We start from the raw sequence: 16,762 nt of genomic DNA, 5'->3' as shown, positions 1-16,762 counted from the left end.
CGCGGCCGCAGCCCGTTGTCCACATACGAACGACCGGGGATCGACCCGCCGCGGGCTCCCCGGAAGGCTTGGTCCATGACCCTTACGAAGTCCTTGACGACCCTCCTGGCTGCCGTGGCGATGAGCGCGGGCGGACTTGGCGCATTCGGGCCGGCCGCACCGGATCCTGCCTCCACCCGGTGGAGCTGGCCGCTCTCCCCCAAACCTGACGTGCTTCGGATCTTCGATCCCCCGGACAAACCGTGGCTGAGCGGCCATCGGGGTGTGGATGTCGGACCAGCGTCCGACGGCGGAAAGGTCACCGCGCCGTCGGACGGCATGGTGACCTTTGCCGGCGTAGTGGTGGATCGACCGGTACTGACCCTCGACCACGGCGATGGCCTCAAAAGCAGCTTCGAACCCGTGACCAGCGAACTCAAAGCCGGCGACGTTGTCCGTAAGGGCCAGGTCATAGGGATCGTGGAACCCGGACATTGCGGCCTCAGTCCGTGCCTGCATTGGGGTGTTCGCCGGGGCGGGGACTATCTCAACCCGCTGAGCTTCGTAGCGGACCTGCGCCCGTCCATCCTGCTCCCGCTTTCCTGAGCCCCCACCCCGCCGGGACAGCACCCTGGTCAGCGGACCACCTAGACGATGGCCGAAACGCCCGTAATGGCCCGGCCGGTGACCAGCGTGTTGATCTCGTGCGTGCCCTCGTAAGAGTAAATGGCCTCGGCATCGGAGAAGATCTTGGCCATCCCATACTCCGTGACGATCCCATTGCCACCCAGGATGCTGCGGCCCAGGGCAACACTTTCGCGCATGCGTGCGGTGGTGAACGCCTTGGCCAAGGCTGACTGCTCATCCTTGGCGACTCCTGCGTCTTCGAGTTGGGCCAGACGGACCATCATGCCCATGGAAGCAACGGTGTTCCCGAGGATCTGGACCAACTGGTTCTGCACCAACTGGAACGCGGCCAGCGGCCGTCCGAACTGCTGACGCTCCACGGCGTAGCTCCGGGCGACGTCGAAAGCTGCCATCTGAAGCCCCACCGCCTGCCACGCGACAGCCAAACGCGTGACCTTGAGGACCTTGTTGGTGTCCCGGAAGCTGTTGCCGTTGGCAAGTTTGAAGAAGTCCGGCACCACAACGTTATCCAGAACGATGTCCGCGTTCTGGACCGTACGAAGGGAAATCTTGTTCTCGATCTTGGTCGCAGAGAAGCCTGGCAGCGCGGTGTCCACCAAAAACGCCTTTACCTGGTTGTCGGCCACGTCCTTGGCATAGATCACTACCCAGTCGGAGAAAGTAGCGTTGCCGATCCACCGCTTGGCACCGTTGAGGATCCAGGTGTCGCCGTCGCGCTTTGCCGTGGTCCTGGTGCCGCCGGCAACATCGGAGCCACCCAACGGTTCAGTGAGGCCGAAAGCTCCGATCTTCTTGAGCGAATAGATATCCGGAAGCCAGGCATCCTTCTGCTCCTGGGAAGCGAGGGCTTCGATGGAGCCGGTGAACAAGCCGTCGTGGACACCCATGAAGGTAGCAATGGAAGCATCCGCCCGGGTCACCTCGGCATGGAGCATTCCGGCGAACAGGTTGGAGTACCCCTGACGGCGGACAGGGCTCACAAGGTCCAGTTCGCCCAGCTTGGGAATGAGGTCCATGGGGAACTCCCCACGGTTCCAGCAATCCACGGCAATAGGCTTGACCTCACGGGCCAGGAATTCGCGGACCTCGGCCAGGCGGTCCTGCTCTTTGCCTGTCAGCATCTGCTCAAAGGCATAGAAGTCGCCGTCGGCATAAGGAAGGTTGGTGGCGTCGAATGCAGCGTTGGACATGTTCGCTCCTTCAAGGGTGGTCACCTGCGACCAAGACTAAGTTACTGATGAGTAACTTACCGCAACCAAGGGGGAACGCAAAAGAGCTGTGGCCGACAATCATGGATTGTCGGCCACAGCTCCTGCGTCAAATGTAGGGCTACTCGGACTTGAACCGAGGACCTTAGGATTATGAGTCCCGCGCTCTAACCAGCTGAGCTATAGCCCCGTGAAGCCCGGAAAACCCCCGCAAAGCGGCAGTTCCGGGCAAAGCACTCCAGCAATTCTAATAGGTGCCGGGGAGTGCTTTTGTCACACCACCTTGTCCTCGTAGGAAGCCCCACGGTAGAGGTCCTCGAACGTCTGGAGCGTGCCGTTGATACTGTGGGGCTCCACCATCTCGCGGCTCAACTTGCCCATGGCTTCCAGCTCATGCTTGGGAAGCTCCACCAGCTTGGTGATTTTGGCTGCCAGTTCATCGCTGTTGTTCGGCGTGAAGAGATAGCCGTTCTCACCATCACGGACCAGATGCGGCAAGGCCATGGCATTGGCCAACAGCACCGGAGTGGAAGCAGACATGGCTTCCAGGGTCACCAGCGACTGGAGCTCAGCTGTTCCGGGCATGCAGAAAATGTCGGCCTTGATGTAGGCCTCGCGCAAATCTTCGTCGCTGGCGAGTCCCAGGAACCTGACCCTGTCCCCCAGCCCCAGCTTTGCTACCTGCGCCTCAAGGGCGGGACGGACTTCGCCGCCCCCCACAATCTCCAGGTGGACATTCAACGCCGGGGACGTCTTGGCCACGGCATCGATCAGGACGTTCACATGCTTTTCTTCGGCAAGACGTCCGGCAAACAGCACCGTGGGGTGGGCGTGCGGCTCGATGGTCTCACCAGGCTGGAGTTCGTAAGCCGAGGAGTCAATGCCGTTGGAGAGCGGCAGGACCTTACGCAGGAACGCGTGTTGGTGCATGGCCTTGGCAGCGAGGGGCGTAGGCGTGGTGACCACATCGGCCTGGCTCATCACCTTGCCCATGTCCTTCCAGGAGATGCGGCCAACGATGTCCTTGAACCACTGGGGGAACGGCAGGAAGGGATTCAGGTTTTCCGGCATGAAGTGGTTGGTGGCAATAACACGGATGCCACGCTTAACGGCCTCGTACAGAACGTGCTCGCCAATCATGTAATGGCTTTGGATGTGGACGACGTCCGGCTGGACTTTGTCGAACAGCAGGCTGATTTCCTTCTTGATCTCCCACGGGAAGCAAATGCGGAAGTACTCATGGGTGAAAACGCCATGGGAACGGAGCCGGTGAACAGTGGCTTCGTCGCGGAACTCCGTAAAGCTCTTGCCCGTGTCCGGACGGCAGGCCAACACGTGGACGTTGTGTCCTCGTGCCGTCATTCCCTTGGCCAGGCGGTAGCCAAACTGCGCGGCACCGTTGACATGCGGCGGGTAAGTGTCCGCAGCAATCAGAAGAGTGAGGGGCTTGTTGGTGTCGGGAATGGTCACGTGGAGAACTCCTGATGTTCACGGTGCGGACAGCACTGCTTGTGGCAATACTGCGGTGTCGCCGGGTTGCCGGTCCGCGTGCAGCGGCGGCGCAAGGTACAGCTATGCCCTAGGCCTTCTTGGCGGCAGCCGCCTTTGCGTCCTTCTTGCGTTTGGTGACTTCCGGATGGTGCCGGCTCAGGGCAATAACTCCCACGATAGCAAGCGTTGCGGCCACAGCCATGGCGATAGCCATCACGGCGTGGACATCGGGACGAAGCTCACCGAGGATCACGATGCCGATGGCGATGCCCACCATCGGGTCAATAACGGTCAGACCGGCGATGACGAGGTCCGGTGGGCCGCCGGAGTAGGCACTTTGCACGAACCAGGATCCCAATCCCCCGGCGGCCACGATGGCTATGAGGGTGTACCACTGGACGTTTAGCAGGAACAACCCGTTGGGATCCAGCAGGTGCTTGCCGATGATGCGGGTCAGGACGGCAACAAAGCCGAACAGGACACCAGCACCCAGGATGTAGACGAAGGCACTCATGCGGTGTTTGAACAGCACGGCCAAAGTTCCGAAGATCCCCACGGCCAGAGCGAGAAGGAGAACAATGGTCAGCTCGTCCTCGCTGGTGACGTGATGGTTCTCCTGCGTGACGAAGACGGCCAGCAACACGAACAATGCCGAGCCCGTGACACATGCGCTGATGGCCACCACAGTTGCACGGTTAATGCTCAGACCCTGGTCCTTGGCATTGACCACCGTGGTGATCACCAGCGCAATGGCACCAATGGGCTGCACCACGGTGAGCGGTGCAGAAACCAGGGCGATGGCGTTCATCCCCATTCCGAGGGTAAGGAACAGCAGCCCGAGCATCCAGCGGGGATTCCGCAGCAGCCTCAGGAAACCGTTGGAGCTCAGCGCCAGGCCACCGGTGTCGGCTTTGACTGCGCTGCCCTGCCGTTGGGCGCCTATGGCGAGGAAGAAGGCACCAAGGACCGCAAGGAAGACCGCCAACCAGACCATCAGCCGTGTCCGCCGTCGTCGTTTTTCAGTTCTTTTCCCTTACGCAAGATGGCCCAGAAATAGTTGTAGGCCGCAATCCAGTGTCCCAGCAGCCCGAAGCCCAGAAACGTCCAGGCGGCAACGAAGTAGACCTCAGTGAACGGGATGGGCAATTTGGAGAGGACAAGCAACGGAGTGCCGAGCAGCAACAGCGCCGTGCGGATTTTCCCAATGACGCTCACTGGAAGGTCCGGGTGGCTGCGGAAGTAGATCAATGAAGCAATGGCCAGGATGGCGTCCGGAACCAGCAGCGCGGCCAGGTACCACCACTGCACGACGCCGGCAATCGCCAACGTGAAGGCTACGGCCAGCAGCGCGGCCCGATCGGCCATGGGATCCAGGATGCGGCCCAGCTTGGAGGTCTGGTCGAACCGCCTGGCGATGTAGCCATCAACCCAGTCGGTGCTGCCCATGATCACAAGTACCAGGACCGCGAAGCCGTACTCCTGCTCCGACAAAACGAGCCACACGAACAGCGGGACCCCCATGAAGCGGAGGACCGTGAGGATGTTGGGGACAGTGAAGATGAGGTCGTGGTCAACCTGCGGCCGGTCAGGGTTCGAACCAGCACCGATCAATTTCACGTGTGTCCCCCTTCCTCGTTGTCAATGTTTGGCGCTGCGGATTTCTGCCTACTTTTTCAGCAGCTTCCGCAGGGCAACAACGAAGACCACGGCAGCAGTGGCAAAAGCGGCCAGGTCCTTCCACCGGGCGGCGAGCCGTTCGGTGAGGCTTTCGGGGACGGCGTCTCCGAGGTCGGCAAACTTCGCCGCAGCGAACTCCCTACCCTCCTGGAACTTTCCGCCGGCACTGTTCAGCAGGGCCTGCCCCTGCTTCTTGACGTCCAACTGCTCGCCGAGCTCGTCGCGGACCCCCGTCAGGTGTTCGCGGCGCTTCTTCAGGCGCGAGCGAAGCTCCGCTTCCGTGGGTGCCTTGACGGCGTCCGCTTCCTTGGCGGCTTCCTTCGCAGCCTTCTCTGCCTTGGCCTTCTCCGCTGCAGCTTCCTTCTCGGCCTTGGCCGCCTTGGCAGCGGGCGAGTTGGGATCGAGGATGGACTCATCGAAGGCAGAGCCCTCTTTGGCAATTCCAAGATCGTGCTTGATGCCCCGGATGGTGTCCTCGGGCACCAGGGGCATGGCCTTCTTGAACTTGGCGATTCCAATCAGGGATGCAATGGCCACGATAACCAAGAAGAACGCTGCGACGATCAGCGCCGCTAGCCATCCCGGCATGATGGTTGCCAGCCCCAGAATGGCGGCAACAACGAGGGCGATCACCAACAGCGCAAGGAAGGCAAGGGCCACGCCAAAGAAGGCGCCGGCTATTCCAACCTGGGTGGCCTTGCGTTTGAGTTCCACCTTGGCCAAGGCAATTTCGTCGTTGATTTGCCGTGGGGCCAACCGTGCAACGAGCTTGAGGGTCTTCGGCAAAGTACGAATGGCAGGTCCTTGACTGGTCCGGCCGGTGTGACGTCCACTCATGGGTTCCGCCTAACTGCTTTCCTCTGGGCATCGTGTTGAGGCGAACGCGGACTGAAATCTCTCACCGCGGACACCTGTTCTCAAAGCTATCATTCAGGTTCCTGCTGAACTTTCGGGACCACACTGCGGCGCGCCCGTCATACGCCCAATAAATATGATCCGGGCCATAGGATAGATGATCGTGACCTCTCCCATTGCTCCGGGCGACTCCCTGAGCCGACGCGAAAAACTTGTCTACATTCTCCTGCTGGGTGCACTGACTGCGCTGGGTCCCTTCACGATCGACCTTTACCTCCCGGCGTTCCCGGCGCTGGAGGAGAGTTTCGACGTTTCGGCTGCGGCCATCCAGCTCACCCTGACGGGAACCACCGTAGGCTTCGGGCTTGGCCAACTGGTGGTGGGTCCCTTCAGCGACAAAGTGGGGCGCCGGCTTCCGCTGATCCTGGCCACCGCCCTCCACATCGGCTCCTCGTTCGGTGCAGCGCTGGCAACAGACATCGGGATGCTGTCCCTGTTCCGCGTCCTCATGGGCATCGGCGCCGCAGGCGGCGGTGTAGTGGCCATGGCCATGGTCAGGGACCTCTTCCACGGCTATTCCATGGTCCGCATGTTTTCGAGGATGTCACTGGTCAACGGCCTGGCTCCCATCCTTGCCCCCGTTATCGGATCCCAGTTGCTGCTGGTCTTCCCGTGGCCCGGTATTTTCTACTTCCTGGCCGCCTACGGGCTGCTGGTGATCCTTGCCTCCATCTTCTTCATCCGGGAGACGCTGCCCGCAGCCCAGCGCGGCAAATCCACCATCACTGTGGGACAGCGCTACAAATCGGTCCTTACGGACCGGATCTTTGTGGGCATGGTGCTGGTGGGAAGCCTGAACTTCGGTGGTTTGTTCGCTTACCTTTCCGCGTCCACTTTCCTGTTCCAGGACATCTACGGATTCTCGCCGCAGCAATACGGGCTCCTGTTCGGCATCAATTCGCTGGGCATTGTTGCGGGTGTACAGATCAGTTCACGCTTGATCAGGCGGGTTGCCCCGCAGTGGATTGTTGCCGGGGCAACATTGTTCATGCTCTTCGCTGCCCTTCTCATCGTGGTGCTTGACCTTTTGCACGCCGGCCTCTGGGGCATCCTCATTCCGTTGTGGTTCTATATCTGTGCCACCGGGTTCATGTTCCCCTGCGTCCAGGTCCTGTCACTCGCCAATCACGGCGCCCAGGCAGGCACCGCAGCGTCCCTCCTCGGGGCATCACAGTTCATGATGGCCGGAATTGTCCCGCCGGTAGTGGGTTGGCTGGGCGTCAGTTCCGCTGTTCCCATGGGCTCCGTCATGGCGGTGTGCATCACGGGGGCCATCGCCGCACTCTGGATCGTGGTCCGGCCCCGCACCGTGCCCTCCATCCATTAGGAAACCACCCGTAGGCTGACACCATGACCAGGAAACCGCACCGCAACGGCAGGGGCCTCTTTCTCGGCGCCCTGCTTGGCGCCACTGCCGGCGCGCTCATCGGCCGTGCCGCAGGAAGTGCCCTGTTCGGCGCGATTCTCGGTGCCGTGATTGGCGCCGCCATCCTTTACCGGGTGAACCCCGGCCCCTGGAAACGGGACTAAGCCCACCGAACCAAACGCGGCCCGCCGCCGTCGGGACTGTCCAACCTCTCCCCTTACAGCGTCCCGCAAGGCAGAATGGTGGCCAGCCGGGCTAACCGGTGCCGGACCGGTGAAGGGGACATCACATGAGCGCGGCTGGTGGATTGCGGGGCGGTATCCGCGGCTTGGCCACGGTGCGCCGGCTGCCCCTGGCACTGGGCCTGGCAGTACTGCTGTGGATCCTGGGGGCTGCGACAGGGAGCCTGTTGAATGGGCCCAGCGAGGCGTTGCTGGACCAAGTAGGTCTGGGATTGGCCGTGGAGCCAGGGCCATGGTGGTCGATTTTCACGTCGGCGTTCTTTGCTTCTTCCCTCTTGGACTACCTTGCCTGCACGGCCGCGATCCTGGTGGGCGTGGGAATCGCCGAGCGGGTCATGGGCCCGTGGCTCGCCCTCGTTGCCTTCATTGCGGGCTCAGCCCTCAGTGCCCTGGTTCTGGTGGCGCTGGTTGCTTTCGGGACCGACGCCAGCGACCAGTGGCTGAGTTTCCTGGGCGGCGAATACGTTGTGGGAGCCTACGGCGGCGCTGCCGCCGCTTTGGGATGCGCGACGGCGGCACTTGACGCGCTGTGGCGACGGAGACTGCGGACGTGGTTGCTGGCCGCCACGCTGATGTTCGCCCTGTTCGTCGGCGTCGCCCAAACACTCCAGGCACTGGCTGGAGCGGTAATCGGCATACTGGCCGGCTGGGCCGTCCAGTCGCTGGTCCTCCGGCGCCGGGCAGGATCATTGCATTCCTCATCTCTCCGCGAGACGCGCTTCCTGGTGGGCACGGTGGTGGGTGTCTTCGCAGTAGGACCTTTGCTCACACAACTCACCGGCACGTGGGAAATCGGGCCACTCTCCGTCGTTTCCGAGGTGATGCTCCAGGCCAGTCCCGACGCCGACGAAGTCAAGGAAGCCTGTAACAACGACACCAACTGCGTCACGCTGCAAAGCATCGTGGGTGTTCAGAGCTTCGGCGCAGCCATTCTGACGCTGATTCCGGTCCTCCTGCTGCTGGTTTGCGCCGAGGGTCTCCGCCGTGGCCGCCGGCTCGCCTACCGCCTGACACTCGTGATCCAGGCGTACCTGGCAGCGGTGACGGTCCTGTCGATCATCCAGTACATCACTGATCCGGACGTCGCCCTGGGCGATGACGATTTCGGCTACCTCCTGCTTTATGCAGTCCCGGCGGTCCTCGCACCGGTGATCATCGTGGCCTTGCTGTTGGCCAACCGCCACAAGTTCCGGGTGGAGTCCAGCGACGCCGGATACCGGGTCCTGGGCAGGACCTCCCTGATCCTGGCCGTCGCCGCGATTGTTCTCTATGTGGCGTTCTGGTTTGTCGAAGGCAACCCGGGACGTTCCACGCTGTGGGACCTTGCGGGGCAGCTGACCCACATCCTGGTTCCTTTCCCTGTCCCCTTTGTGGTGGCCCTCCCCCAAGGCCTGTTGAGCACGGTGGTGTACGGGCTTGGCGGGGACATCATCTGGCTTTGCATCCTGGTACTGGTCCTGAACAACTTCCGACGGTTCAGGATGCTGGCCACCGATCCGGCCGCAGACCTCGGCCACACCCGCGAGTTGCTCCATGATGGTGGCGGCACCCTGTCCTGGATGGCGTTGTGGGACAACAACCAGTACTGGTTCACGCCGGACCGGAAGGCCGGCGTCGCCTATCAGGTGCACAACGGCGTGGCGTTGACGGTTGCGGGCCCCTTCGGGGCTGAAGAGCACCACGCGGATGCAGCCACGGGGTTCCTGAAGCACTGCGCCGGCCTGGGACTCATCCCATGCTTTTATTCGGCCACCGCAGAGCTCGACGCCCCTCTCGAACCACGGGGATTCCGCAAGCTGGAAGTGGCGGAAGAAACCCTTTTGAACGTCCAGGCCATGACCTTCAAGGGCAAGGAATGGCAGAACGTGCGCACCGCCCTGAACCGAGCAGAGAAGTTGTCCATCAAGGACCACTGGTATCCATACCAGGGTATGCCGCCGGGAGTCAGGGCCCAACTTGCAGAGATCTCCGAAGAGTGGGTCGCGGACAAAGCCCTGCCGGAAATGGGATTCACCCTGGGAGGCCTCAATGAGCTGAAAGATCCCGAAGTCCTCTGCTGCGTGGCCGTGGACGATGAGGGCTTGGTCCATGGAGTCACGAGTTGGTTGCCCGTGTTCCGCAACGGCGTCATCTCGGGATGGACTTTGGATTTCATGCGAAGACGCACCACCGGGTTCAAGGGCGTCATGGAATTCCTGATCGCCTCGGCCGTGACCCATTTCAAGGAAGAAGTCCCGCAAATCTCGCTGTCCGGCTCGCCCTTGGCCAACGCCGGGGCTGACGGCGCCGAAGGGGACCGAAGCTCCCTGGACCGCGTCCTGGCGCTGCTCGGCAATGCCCTGGAGCCGATGTACGGATTCAAGTCCCTGGCAGCCTTCAAGTCACGGTTCCAGCCCGAGCACCGCACCCTGTACATGTACTACCAGGACCCCTTGGCGTTGCCATCCATTGGTATCGCTGTTGGTTCCGCCTACCTGCCGGGTCTCTCCCCCGCGCAGAGCGCCGGCCTCCTGCGGCAAATGGTCGCCAGGGAGCCCGCAGCATGAGGGGCAGGCGGTGTTCCCAGCCATGGACGACCTCCTGAAACTTGAGATCAGCGGCCCTGTAGTCATGACCATTGCCGGGGCGATCGGCGTCGTGTTCTTTCTGGTGCTTTTCCTCAGGCCGTCAGCCCGGTGGGCGCTGACCGCGATCATTGCCATTGTTTCCGCTGCCCTGCTGGGGTGGCTGACGGTGTGGATCATCGAGGACGTCATGGACGTCTTCCATGTTGGCCTGACTCCCCGCGTATGGTTCTGGGCCATCTCCTGCTTCGCCGCGCTGGGACTGTCGGTGGTCAGCTTCCGCCACAGCCGTGCTTGGCGGAAAGTGGTGGCTGCAGTCTCCATCCCCGTTTTTGTCCTCGTCGCGGGGCTGGGCATCAACACCGAGTTCGGGCTGAACAAGACCTTGGGCTCGGCCCTGGGGATTTCCACCGAAGGCGCCATCCAGTTGAACAAGCCCAACCCGGACGCGTCCATACCGGCAGGACCACTGTGGCAAAGCTGGAAACCCCCGGCCACCATGCCATCCAAGGGCAAGGTGGGCACCCAGGTGATACCGCCGACGGCCTCCGGATTTGAGGCCAGGCCCGCCGGCATCTACCTGCCTCCCGCGGCCCTGACGGACAATCCTCCCCGGCTTCCCCTGTTCGTCCTCATGATGGGCCAACCAGGCCTACCCGACCCCCAGTACGTCTCGGCGGCACTGGATGACTTCGCGGCGAAGAACAACGGCCTGGCGCCGATTGCGATCGTGGCTGACCAGATCGGCCCGGATGAGAACGACACCCTCTGTTTGGACACCACCAAGTACGGCAACGTAGAGAAGTACATCAATGAGGACGTAGTGAACTGGGCCAAAGCCAACCTCACCATCCTCCCGGACCGGGAGCATTGGACCATCGCCGGTTACTCCAACGGCGGCCAGTGCGCCATCTCCTTCGCCGTTAAGTACCCGAAAATGTGGGGCAACGTGGTGGACATCTCCGGCGAAGAGTTCCCGGGAGCCGAGGACCCCGCAGGCAACCTCGCAACCATCTTCGGCGGCAACCAGGCCGACTACGACGCCCAGAAGCCCATCAACATCATGAAGGGCAAGCAGTTCCCTGATACGACAGCCGTCTTCACTGTCGGATCCGACGACGTGACGTATGTAGCCGGGGCGAAAGCTGTCTCCGCCGCTGCACAGGCGGCGGGCATGACGGTGACCTATTACGAGGTCCCCAACGGCGGCCACGTGGGACTGGCCCTCAATGCGGGCCTGGCCAAAGGCTTCGAGGTGCTGTATCCCCGGCTGGGGCTCTCCCGCTAGGGCTCCCCCTGTTGCAGGCCCCGAACCGGCGATAAAGTTGGGGTGTGCCACATGGGCAAGAGCTGCAGCCGCTTCCGGCACCGTGGCAGCGTCGGGATGAACGCATCCTGCCGCTGTGGTGGGACCGTCTGTGCTCGGTGACCAGCCCGCAGTCGGCCGCCCTTTACGCCGCAGGCCTCTTCACGGACGACCGCCGCCGGCCCATCGCCCAGTGGTACAACCCCCAGGCCGACGCCGCCCTGCTGGTTGCGCCGGAGACTTCCCCTGAGTGGCCGGTCCAGCGATTCGGAATCTTCTATGCCCCGCCCGGTGGCGGATTCACCCGCGTTTATTCAGCCCCGCACGAGTGGCATCCGCGCGAACCCAGGACCCCGCCCACTGAGCAGGATTCGTTCCTTGCAGCTGTTGCCGAGGCCGCCCGGTTCCTGCAAGTGGAGATGGATTTCGTCTAGGAAAAGACGAACCCCGCATCGGCGTGACGCCGATGCGGGGTTCTTATGCTCCTCCGACTGGACTTGAACCAGTAACCCTTCGATTAACAGTCGAATGCTCTGCCAATTGAGCTACGGAGGAATGAAGCGGTTATGACTTTAGCAAAGGTTCTACCGGAATGCGAAATCGACTCCGGATACCCCTGAGGGGTATAAAAATACCCCCGCTCCGAAAGCTCGGAACGGGGGTATTGTGCGCTCCTCCGACTGGACTTGAACCAGTAACCCTTCGATTAACAGTCGAATGCTCTGCCAATTGAGCTACGGAGGAATGAAGCGGTTACTAGCTTAACAGGGGCCCGCCGGAAAACGAAATCGAGGTTCTCACCCGTCCGATCGCAAGGATCGGCGCTCCATTTCCAACACCATCAACTCACGGTTCAGCCGCTGGAATTCTTCCGGATTGGCTCCCGCATCCAGGCGTTGCAGCTGGCCCATCTTGTCTGCCTTGATACGGGTGATCTGCAGCTCGAAGAGGCGGGCCAGGATATCGCGGCAGTACCGCTGCATGGCCTCCGGTGTACTGGCGGGCAAGGGTGTCACTGCCAACTCGGACACCAAGGGCCGCAAAGGCTCGGGAACTTCCTGGCGGACCTGCTCCACCCACGCCACCGGATCAGCCGAGTGGGCAAGTCCGGCAGCCCGCACGGCCGTGTGGACCGCCGCATACGCAGGGGTGGCGAAGTGCGAGGCCTCGAAACGCTCCCAGGCTCCCCCGCCCAACACCCCCGGCTCCTGGAGGACAACTTCCAGTGCCTGGCGTTCCATACCCGCAATGGGGTCCCTGGGATCGGGCCGTTGGAAGACAGGACTGCCCGACGGCGGGGCTGCAGCGGCCGATTGCCCGCCCGGACCGGCCGGAGCTGACGCATTGCCACCGGATGCGGCACGCTTGGCGGCCGCCCCAACGTAGCTGCTGACTTCCTCGATAGGCATACCCAGCCAGCCGGCAAGGTTGCGCGTGTAGCCGGGCCTCGTGGCGGAGTCCCTGATTTGCGCCACCACTGGGGCGGCCTCGCGCAGTGCCGCCACACGGCCTTCCACCGTGTCCAGGTTGTGCCGGCGAAGCGTGGCCCGGATGGCGAACTCAAAGAGGGGCTTTCGGGTACCGATGAGGTCGCGCACCGCGGCGTCGCCCTTGAGCTGGCGAAGATCGCAAGGATCCGCGCCGGAGGGCTCCACGGCGACGTACGTCTGGGCAGTGAAGCGCTGGTCCTCCTCGAAGGCCCTCAGGGCGGCTTTCTGTCCTGCGGCGTCGCCGTCGAAGGTGAAGATGACCTCACCGCCGCTGCCGTCGTCCGAAAGCAGCCGCCGGGCCACCTTGATGTGTTCGGTGCCGAACGCAGTACCGCAGGTGGCCACCGCCGTCGTGACTCCTGCCAGATGGCAGGCCATGACGTCCGTGTACCCTTCCACCACCACCAGTTGCCGTTCCTTGGCGATGTTCCGCTTGGCGATGTCGATCCCGTAGAGGACCTGTGACTTTTTGTAGAGCGTGGTCTCCGGAGTGTTCAGGTACTTGGGGCCTTGATCGTCCTCGTAGAGCTTGCGGGCGCCGAATCCGATCGTGTCCCCGGCGATGTCGCGGATGGGCCAGATGAGCCTCCCCCGGAAGCGGTCATAGATGCCCCGGTTTCCTTCGGAGAACATCCCGGTGAGTTTCAATTCAGCATCCGTGAACCCGCGCCCGCGGAGGTGCTTGAGCAACGAGTCCCAGCCTTGGGGGGCATAGCCCACGCCAAAATGCTCGGCAGCGGCGCGGTCGAAGCCGCGTCCATCGAGGAAGTTGCGCCCTTCGGCCGCGCCGGGGGTCAGCAGCTGGGCGCGGAAGAACTCGTCGGCGATCTTGTGGGCGTCCAGCAGGCGCTGGCGCTTTCCCACTTCCTCGCGGCTGGGCCCGGTGCCGCCGTCCTCGTAACGCAGCTCGTAGCCGATCCTGGCGGCCAGCTTCTCAACAGCTTCGTGGAAGGAGCTGTGGTCCATCTTCTGGACGAAGGAGATGGCATCCCCGTCCTCCCCGCAGCCGAAGCAGTGGTACCTGCCCACTTGCGGGCGAACAGTGAAGGAGGGCGAGCGTTCGTCGTGGAAGGGGCACAAGCCCTTGAAGCTGCCCAGCCCGGCGCCCTTGAGGGTGACGTAACCGTCAACGACTTCCTTGATATCCGTGCGCTGGCGTACTTCGTCGATATCTTCACGTTTGATCAGGCCAGCCACGTCACCATCCTAGTCGCTTGCCCCCAATGACCCCGCCGTTAACGTCAGCGGCTCCGGAGTTACCAGAGGGACGGAAGACTGCCCACGAGGCGTTCGTACACGGCCAGCGCGGAGACATCCGTCAGCGAAGCGACCTGGTCGATCACTACGCGCAACCGGGCACCGTCGTCGGCGGCGTCACGCCAGTCCGCGGCGAACATTGGCTCCAGATGGCGGTCGCCGGAGGCGTTCAAAACACCCACGAGCGCGTGCAGCACTTCGCGCTGGCGTTCGTAAACGGGCTGGCGGTGGTCGGTGGAGATGACAAACGTGGTGGCCAGACCCTTGAGCACCGCGATTTCGGTAACGGTGTCCTCAGGAACCATGAGCTCTGCGTCATAGCGGGTCAGGTTGGCCGGGCCAAAGTGCGCCCGCGTGGTTTCCATGGCGCTTTGGCAGAACCGGCCGATCAACTGGCTGGTCATATCCTTCAGGGCAGCCATCGATTTACGGCTGCCATCCGCCTCGCGGACCCAGACCTTGGTGGCTTCCAGCCGGGCCAGGGCGGCATCGATTTCGGCGGGGTCGTTGTGCGGCAGGTACCACTGTTTGGTGTAACCCACCACGCGCGCCCGATGGTCCGGGTTGTCCATCCATTTGAGCTGGAAATGACCCGCTACGATCGCATCCTCGACGTCGTGGACCGAGTAGGAAATGTCGTCCGCCAGGTCCATCACCTGGGCCTCGATGCAGGAGCGGTTCCCGGGGGCACCCTCGCGCAGCCATTCAAAGACCGGAAGATCGTCCTCGTAGGCGCCGAACTTGCTGGTGCGGTGGCCATGGATGACGGGAGCGTCGACGGCGGACCACGGGTATTTGGACGCAGCATCGAGACTGGCGCGGGTCAGGTTGAGCCCTGCCGGCCGTCCGTCCTCGGCGAGCACTTTGGGTTCGAGCCGGGTCAGCAGGCGCAGTGTTTGGGCGTTGCCTTCGAATCCACCAATGGTGTGCGCCACTTCATTCAGCGCGGACTCGCCGTTGTGGCCGAAGGGCGGGTGGCCGAGGTCGTGGCTCAGGCATGCGGTGTCCACCACGTCCGGATCGCAGCCAAGGGAACGTCCCAGCTCACGGCCCACCTGGGCCACTTCCAGGCTGTGGGTCAGCCTGGTCCGGACAAAGTCATCAGTGTCCGGGGCAACAACCTGTGTTTTTGCACCGAGCCTGCGCAGGGCCGAAGAGTGCAGGACCCTGGCGCGGTCCCGTTCAAAATCGGAGCGATAGTTGCTCTTGCGCGGCTCTTCAACCCACCGCGCGGAATCTGCCTCGGCGTAACCGGGGATGGCCAGCACAAAATCGTGGGCCGTCCCGTCGTGGCCAAGTATCGCTTCGGTTCCCATGGGTATCTGCCTCCTTCAAGCGCCGGGGTGTGGAGCTTCTTGAGTCAGTCTTACACGTGTGAGGCTAGCCGCCCGAAACGTCCAGCTCCGCAGCCGAGATATCCGCGCTCTGTTCAGCGTTCAGCTGACGGCTCATCAGCCAGTCTTTCGGCAAGGCCGGCTTCTTGGGCGAGCCGGCGCGGCCCCGGGGACCTTCTGAATCGACACCCGGGTAGGGCGAGTCCATGTCCAGTTCATCGAGGTATTCGCGCAGCACCTCGAGGGTGGGGACCGTAGCCAGTTTGGCGCGGAGCTCGCCGCCCACCACGTAGCCCTTGAAGTACCAGGCCATGTGCTTGCGGATTTCGCGAAGCGCCTTGTATTCGTCGTTGCCGAAGGTCTCCACCATGAGCTCGGCGTGCCGGTAAACCCCCTCAGCCACTTCCCGGAGTCCGGGGCGGTGCCGCTGGTCACTGCCTTCGAAAGCTGCCTGCAGGTCCCCGAACAACCACGGACGGCCCTGGCAACCGCGGCCAACCACGACGCCGTCCACACCCGTTTCCCGCACCATGCGGACCGCATCCTCAGCGGACCAGATGTCGCCGTTGCCCAACACGGGGATATCCGGAAGCGCTTCGCGAAGACGTGCGATGGCGGACCAGTCGGCCTGCCCGGAGTAGAACTGGGCGGCCGTGCGTCCATGAAGGGCGACGGCGGCCACGCCTGCGTCGCGGGCGATGCGGCCCGCGTCGAGGTACGTCAGGTGGTCTTCGTCGATACCCTTGCGCATCTTGATGGTCAGCGGGATTCCGCCCTTGGACGCTTCCTTGACCGCCGTCTGCACGATGGATGTAAAGAGATCGATCTTCCACGGGAGCGCCGAGCCGCCACCGCGCCGGGTGACCTTGGGTACGGGGCAGCCGAAGTTCAGGTCGATGTGATCCGCACGGTCTTCTTCCACGAGCATTCGAACCGCGGCACCCACCGTCACCGGATCCACACCGTAGAGCTGCACGGAACGGACTTTCTCGTCCTCATCGTGGGAGATGATGCGCAACGATTCCGGCGTCCGTTCCACCAGGGCACGGGAAGTGACCATCTCGGCCACGTACATGCCGCCGCCGTATTCACGGCAGAGCCTGCGGAAGGCCGAGTTGGTGATGCCCGCCATGGGGGCAAGGATCACCGGGGTGTCCACGGTGATCCCGCCGAGCTTCAAGGGCGGGAGCTCGAGCTTTGGTGCGGGGGGCGTTGCTACTACAGTCACCTATCCATTGTTGCAAAGCGAGGCAAATCGGCCGGAATCCCGCCACATAGTTGGGCA

14 protein-coding genes and 3 tRNA genes are annotated in these 16,762 nt (G+C 62.8%); 6 read left to right on the top strand and 11 right to left on the bottom strand.

Annotation, left to right across the window (positions count from 1 at the left end; all coding sequences use genetic code 11):
- The first annotated feature begins 120 nt into the window (after window positions 1-120).
- Window positions 121-585, top strand: coding sequence for a M23 family metallopeptidase (locus tag QEH68_RS07895; RefSeq protein WP_280627989.1), 465 nt, complete (start codon window positions 121-123; stop codon window positions 583-585).
- A gap of 41 nt (window positions 586-626) precedes the next feature.
- Here the strand turns inward: QEH68_RS07895 and QEH68_RS07890 are convergent, their stop codons facing one another.
- The 6 genes from QEH68_RS07890 to QEH68_RS07865 form a co-directional block, all read right to left on the bottom strand.
- A complete protein-coding gene (locus QEH68_RS07890; RefSeq protein WP_280627617.1) occupies window positions 627-1,817 on the bottom strand; it encodes an acyl-CoA dehydrogenase family protein in 1,191 nt (396 codons plus the stop codon).
- 134 nt (window positions 1,818-1,951) lie between these two features.
- Window positions 1,952-2,025 (bottom strand) — tRNA-Ile (locus QEH68_RS07885).
- An 83-nt stretch (window positions 2,026-2,108) separates the two neighbouring features.
- On the bottom strand, window positions 2,109-3,305 hold the full coding sequence (locus QEH68_RS07880) for a glycosyltransferase (protein WP_207596957.1): 1,197 nt from the start codon (window positions 3,303-3,305) through the stop codon (window positions 2,109-2,111).
- A gap of 109 nt (window positions 3,306-3,414) precedes the next feature.
- Window positions 3,415-4,320, bottom strand: coding sequence for a DMT family transporter (locus QEH68_RS07875; protein WP_207596956.1), 906 nt, complete (start codon window positions 4,318-4,320; stop codon window positions 3,415-3,417).
- The gene (locus QEH68_RS07870) at window positions 4,320-4,943 is read right to left on the bottom strand and encodes a CDP-alcohol phosphatidyltransferase family protein (protein ID WP_207596955.1); all 624 of its coding nucleotides are present in this window, start codon (window positions 4,941-4,943) and stop codon (window positions 4,320-4,322) included. The genes QEH68_RS07875 and QEH68_RS07870 overlap by 1 nt, the downstream gene beginning before the upstream one ends.
- A gap of 48 nt (window positions 4,944-4,991) precedes the next feature.
- A complete protein-coding gene (locus QEH68_RS07865; protein ID WP_207596954.1) occupies window positions 4,992-5,840 on the bottom strand; it encodes a phage holin family protein in 849 nt (282 codons plus the stop codon).
- Between the two features lie 175 nt (window positions 5,841-6,015).
- On the opposite strand from QEH68_RS07865, the gene QEH68_RS07860 reads away from it, so the two are divergent.
- From QEH68_RS07860 to QEH68_RS07840, 5 genes are all read left to right on the top strand, one after another.
- Window positions 6,016-7,245 (top strand): multidrug effflux MFS transporter, encoded by a 1,230-nt coding sequence (locus QEH68_RS07860; protein WP_280627616.1) that lies wholly within the window; start codon window positions 6,016-6,018, stop codon window positions 7,243-7,245.
- Between the two features lie 23 nt (window positions 7,246-7,268).
- On the top strand, window positions 7,269-7,448 hold the full coding sequence (locus tag QEH68_RS07855) for a glycine zipper domain-containing protein (protein WP_207596952.1): 180 nt from the start codon (window positions 7,269-7,271) through the stop codon (window positions 7,446-7,448).
- 125 nt (window positions 7,449-7,573) lie between these two features.
- Window positions 7,574-10,072, top strand: a complete 2,499-nt coding sequence (locus QEH68_RS07850) for a DUF2156 domain-containing protein (RefSeq protein WP_280627615.1) — start codon at window positions 7,574-7,576, stop codon at window positions 10,070-10,072.
- A gap of 22 nt (window positions 10,073-10,094) precedes the next feature.
- The gene (locus tag QEH68_RS07845; RefSeq protein ID WP_280627614.1) at window positions 10,095-11,378 is read left to right on the top strand and encodes an alpha/beta hydrolase-fold protein; all 1,284 of its coding nucleotides are present in this window, start codon (window positions 10,095-10,097) and stop codon (window positions 11,376-11,378) included.
- Window positions 11,379-11,422: 44 nt separating this feature from the next.
- Entirely contained in the window at window positions 11,423-11,830 is a 408-nt protein-coding gene (locus QEH68_RS07840) for a hypothetical protein (protein ID WP_207596949.1), read from the top strand.
- Window positions 11,831-11,878: 48 nt separating this feature from the next.
- Here QEH68_RS07840 and QEH68_RS07835 read toward each other — a convergent pair.
- From QEH68_RS07835 to dusB, 5 genes are all read right to left on the bottom strand, one after another.
- Window positions 11,879-11,951: transfer RNA gene (locus QEH68_RS07835), tRNA-Asn, on the bottom strand.
- Window positions 11,952-12,067: 116 nt separating this feature from the next.
- A tRNA-Asn gene (locus QEH68_RS07830) sits at window positions 12,068-12,140 on the bottom strand.
- A 53-nt stretch (window positions 12,141-12,193) separates the two neighbouring features.
- On the bottom strand, window positions 12,194-14,083 hold the full coding sequence (dnaG, locus tag QEH68_RS07825) for a DNA primase (RefSeq protein WP_207596948.1): 1,890 nt from the start codon (window positions 14,081-14,083) through the stop codon (window positions 12,194-12,196).
- Window positions 14,084-14,142: 59 nt separating this feature from the next.
- Window positions 14,143-15,459, bottom strand: coding sequence for a deoxyguanosinetriphosphate triphosphohydrolase (locus tag QEH68_RS07820; RefSeq protein WP_280627613.1), 1,317 nt, complete (start codon window positions 15,457-15,459; stop codon window positions 14,143-14,145).
- 64 nt (window positions 15,460-15,523) lie between these two features.
- Window positions 15,524-16,705, bottom strand: coding sequence for a tRNA dihydrouridine synthase DusB (gene dusB / locus QEH68_RS07815; protein WP_280627612.1), 1,182 nt, complete (start codon window positions 16,703-16,705; stop codon window positions 15,524-15,526).
- Window positions 16,706-16,762: the final 57 nt, after the last annotated feature.

Origin of the sequence: Paenarthrobacter sp. OM7 (assembly GCF_029873575.1) — a bacterium.
Classification (GTDB): Bacteria; Actinomycetota; Actinomycetes; order Actinomycetales; family Micrococcaceae; genus Arthrobacter.
The sequence above is the reverse complement of the archived record's forward strand: the minus strand, read 5'-3'. Positions and strand labels throughout refer to the sequence as shown.

What these genes read in the sequence shown, in the direction of transcription:
- QEH68_RS07860 (WP_280627616.1), top strand. Translation starts at nt 6,016, where the DNA reads ATGATCGTGACCTCTCCCATTGCTCCGGGCGACTCCCTGAGCCGACGC.
- QEH68_RS07820 (WP_280627613.1), bottom strand. Translation starts at nt 15,459, where the DNA reads ATGGGAACCGAAGCGATACTTGGCCACGACGGGACGGCCCACGATTTT.
- QEH68_RS07895 (WP_280627989.1), top strand. Translation starts at nt 121, where the DNA reads ATGAGCGCGGGCGGACTTGGCGCATTCGGGCCGGCCGCACCGGATCCT.
- QEH68_RS07875 (WP_207596956.1), bottom strand. Translation starts at nt 4,320, where the DNA reads ATGGTCTGGTTGGCGGTCTTCCTTGCGGTCCTTGGTGCCTTCTTCCTC.
- QEH68_RS07855 (WP_207596952.1), top strand. Translation starts at nt 7,269, where the DNA reads ATGACCAGGAAACCGCACCGCAACGGCAGGGGCCTCTTTCTCGGCGCC.
- QEH68_RS07850 (WP_280627615.1), top strand. Translation starts at nt 7,574, where the DNA reads ATGAGCGCGGCTGGTGGATTGCGGGGCGGTATCCGCGGCTTGGCCACG.
- QEH68_RS07845 (WP_280627614.1), top strand. Translation starts at nt 10,095, where the DNA reads ATGGACGACCTCCTGAAACTTGAGATCAGCGGCCCTGTAGTCATGACC.
- QEH68_RS07865 (WP_207596954.1), bottom strand. Translation starts at nt 5,840, where the DNA reads ATGAGTGGACGTCACACCGGCCGGACCAGTCAAGGACCTGCCATTCGT.
- QEH68_RS07890 (WP_280627617.1), bottom strand. Translation starts at nt 1,817, where the DNA reads ATGTCCAACGCTGCATTCGACGCCACCAACCTTCCTTATGCCGACGGC.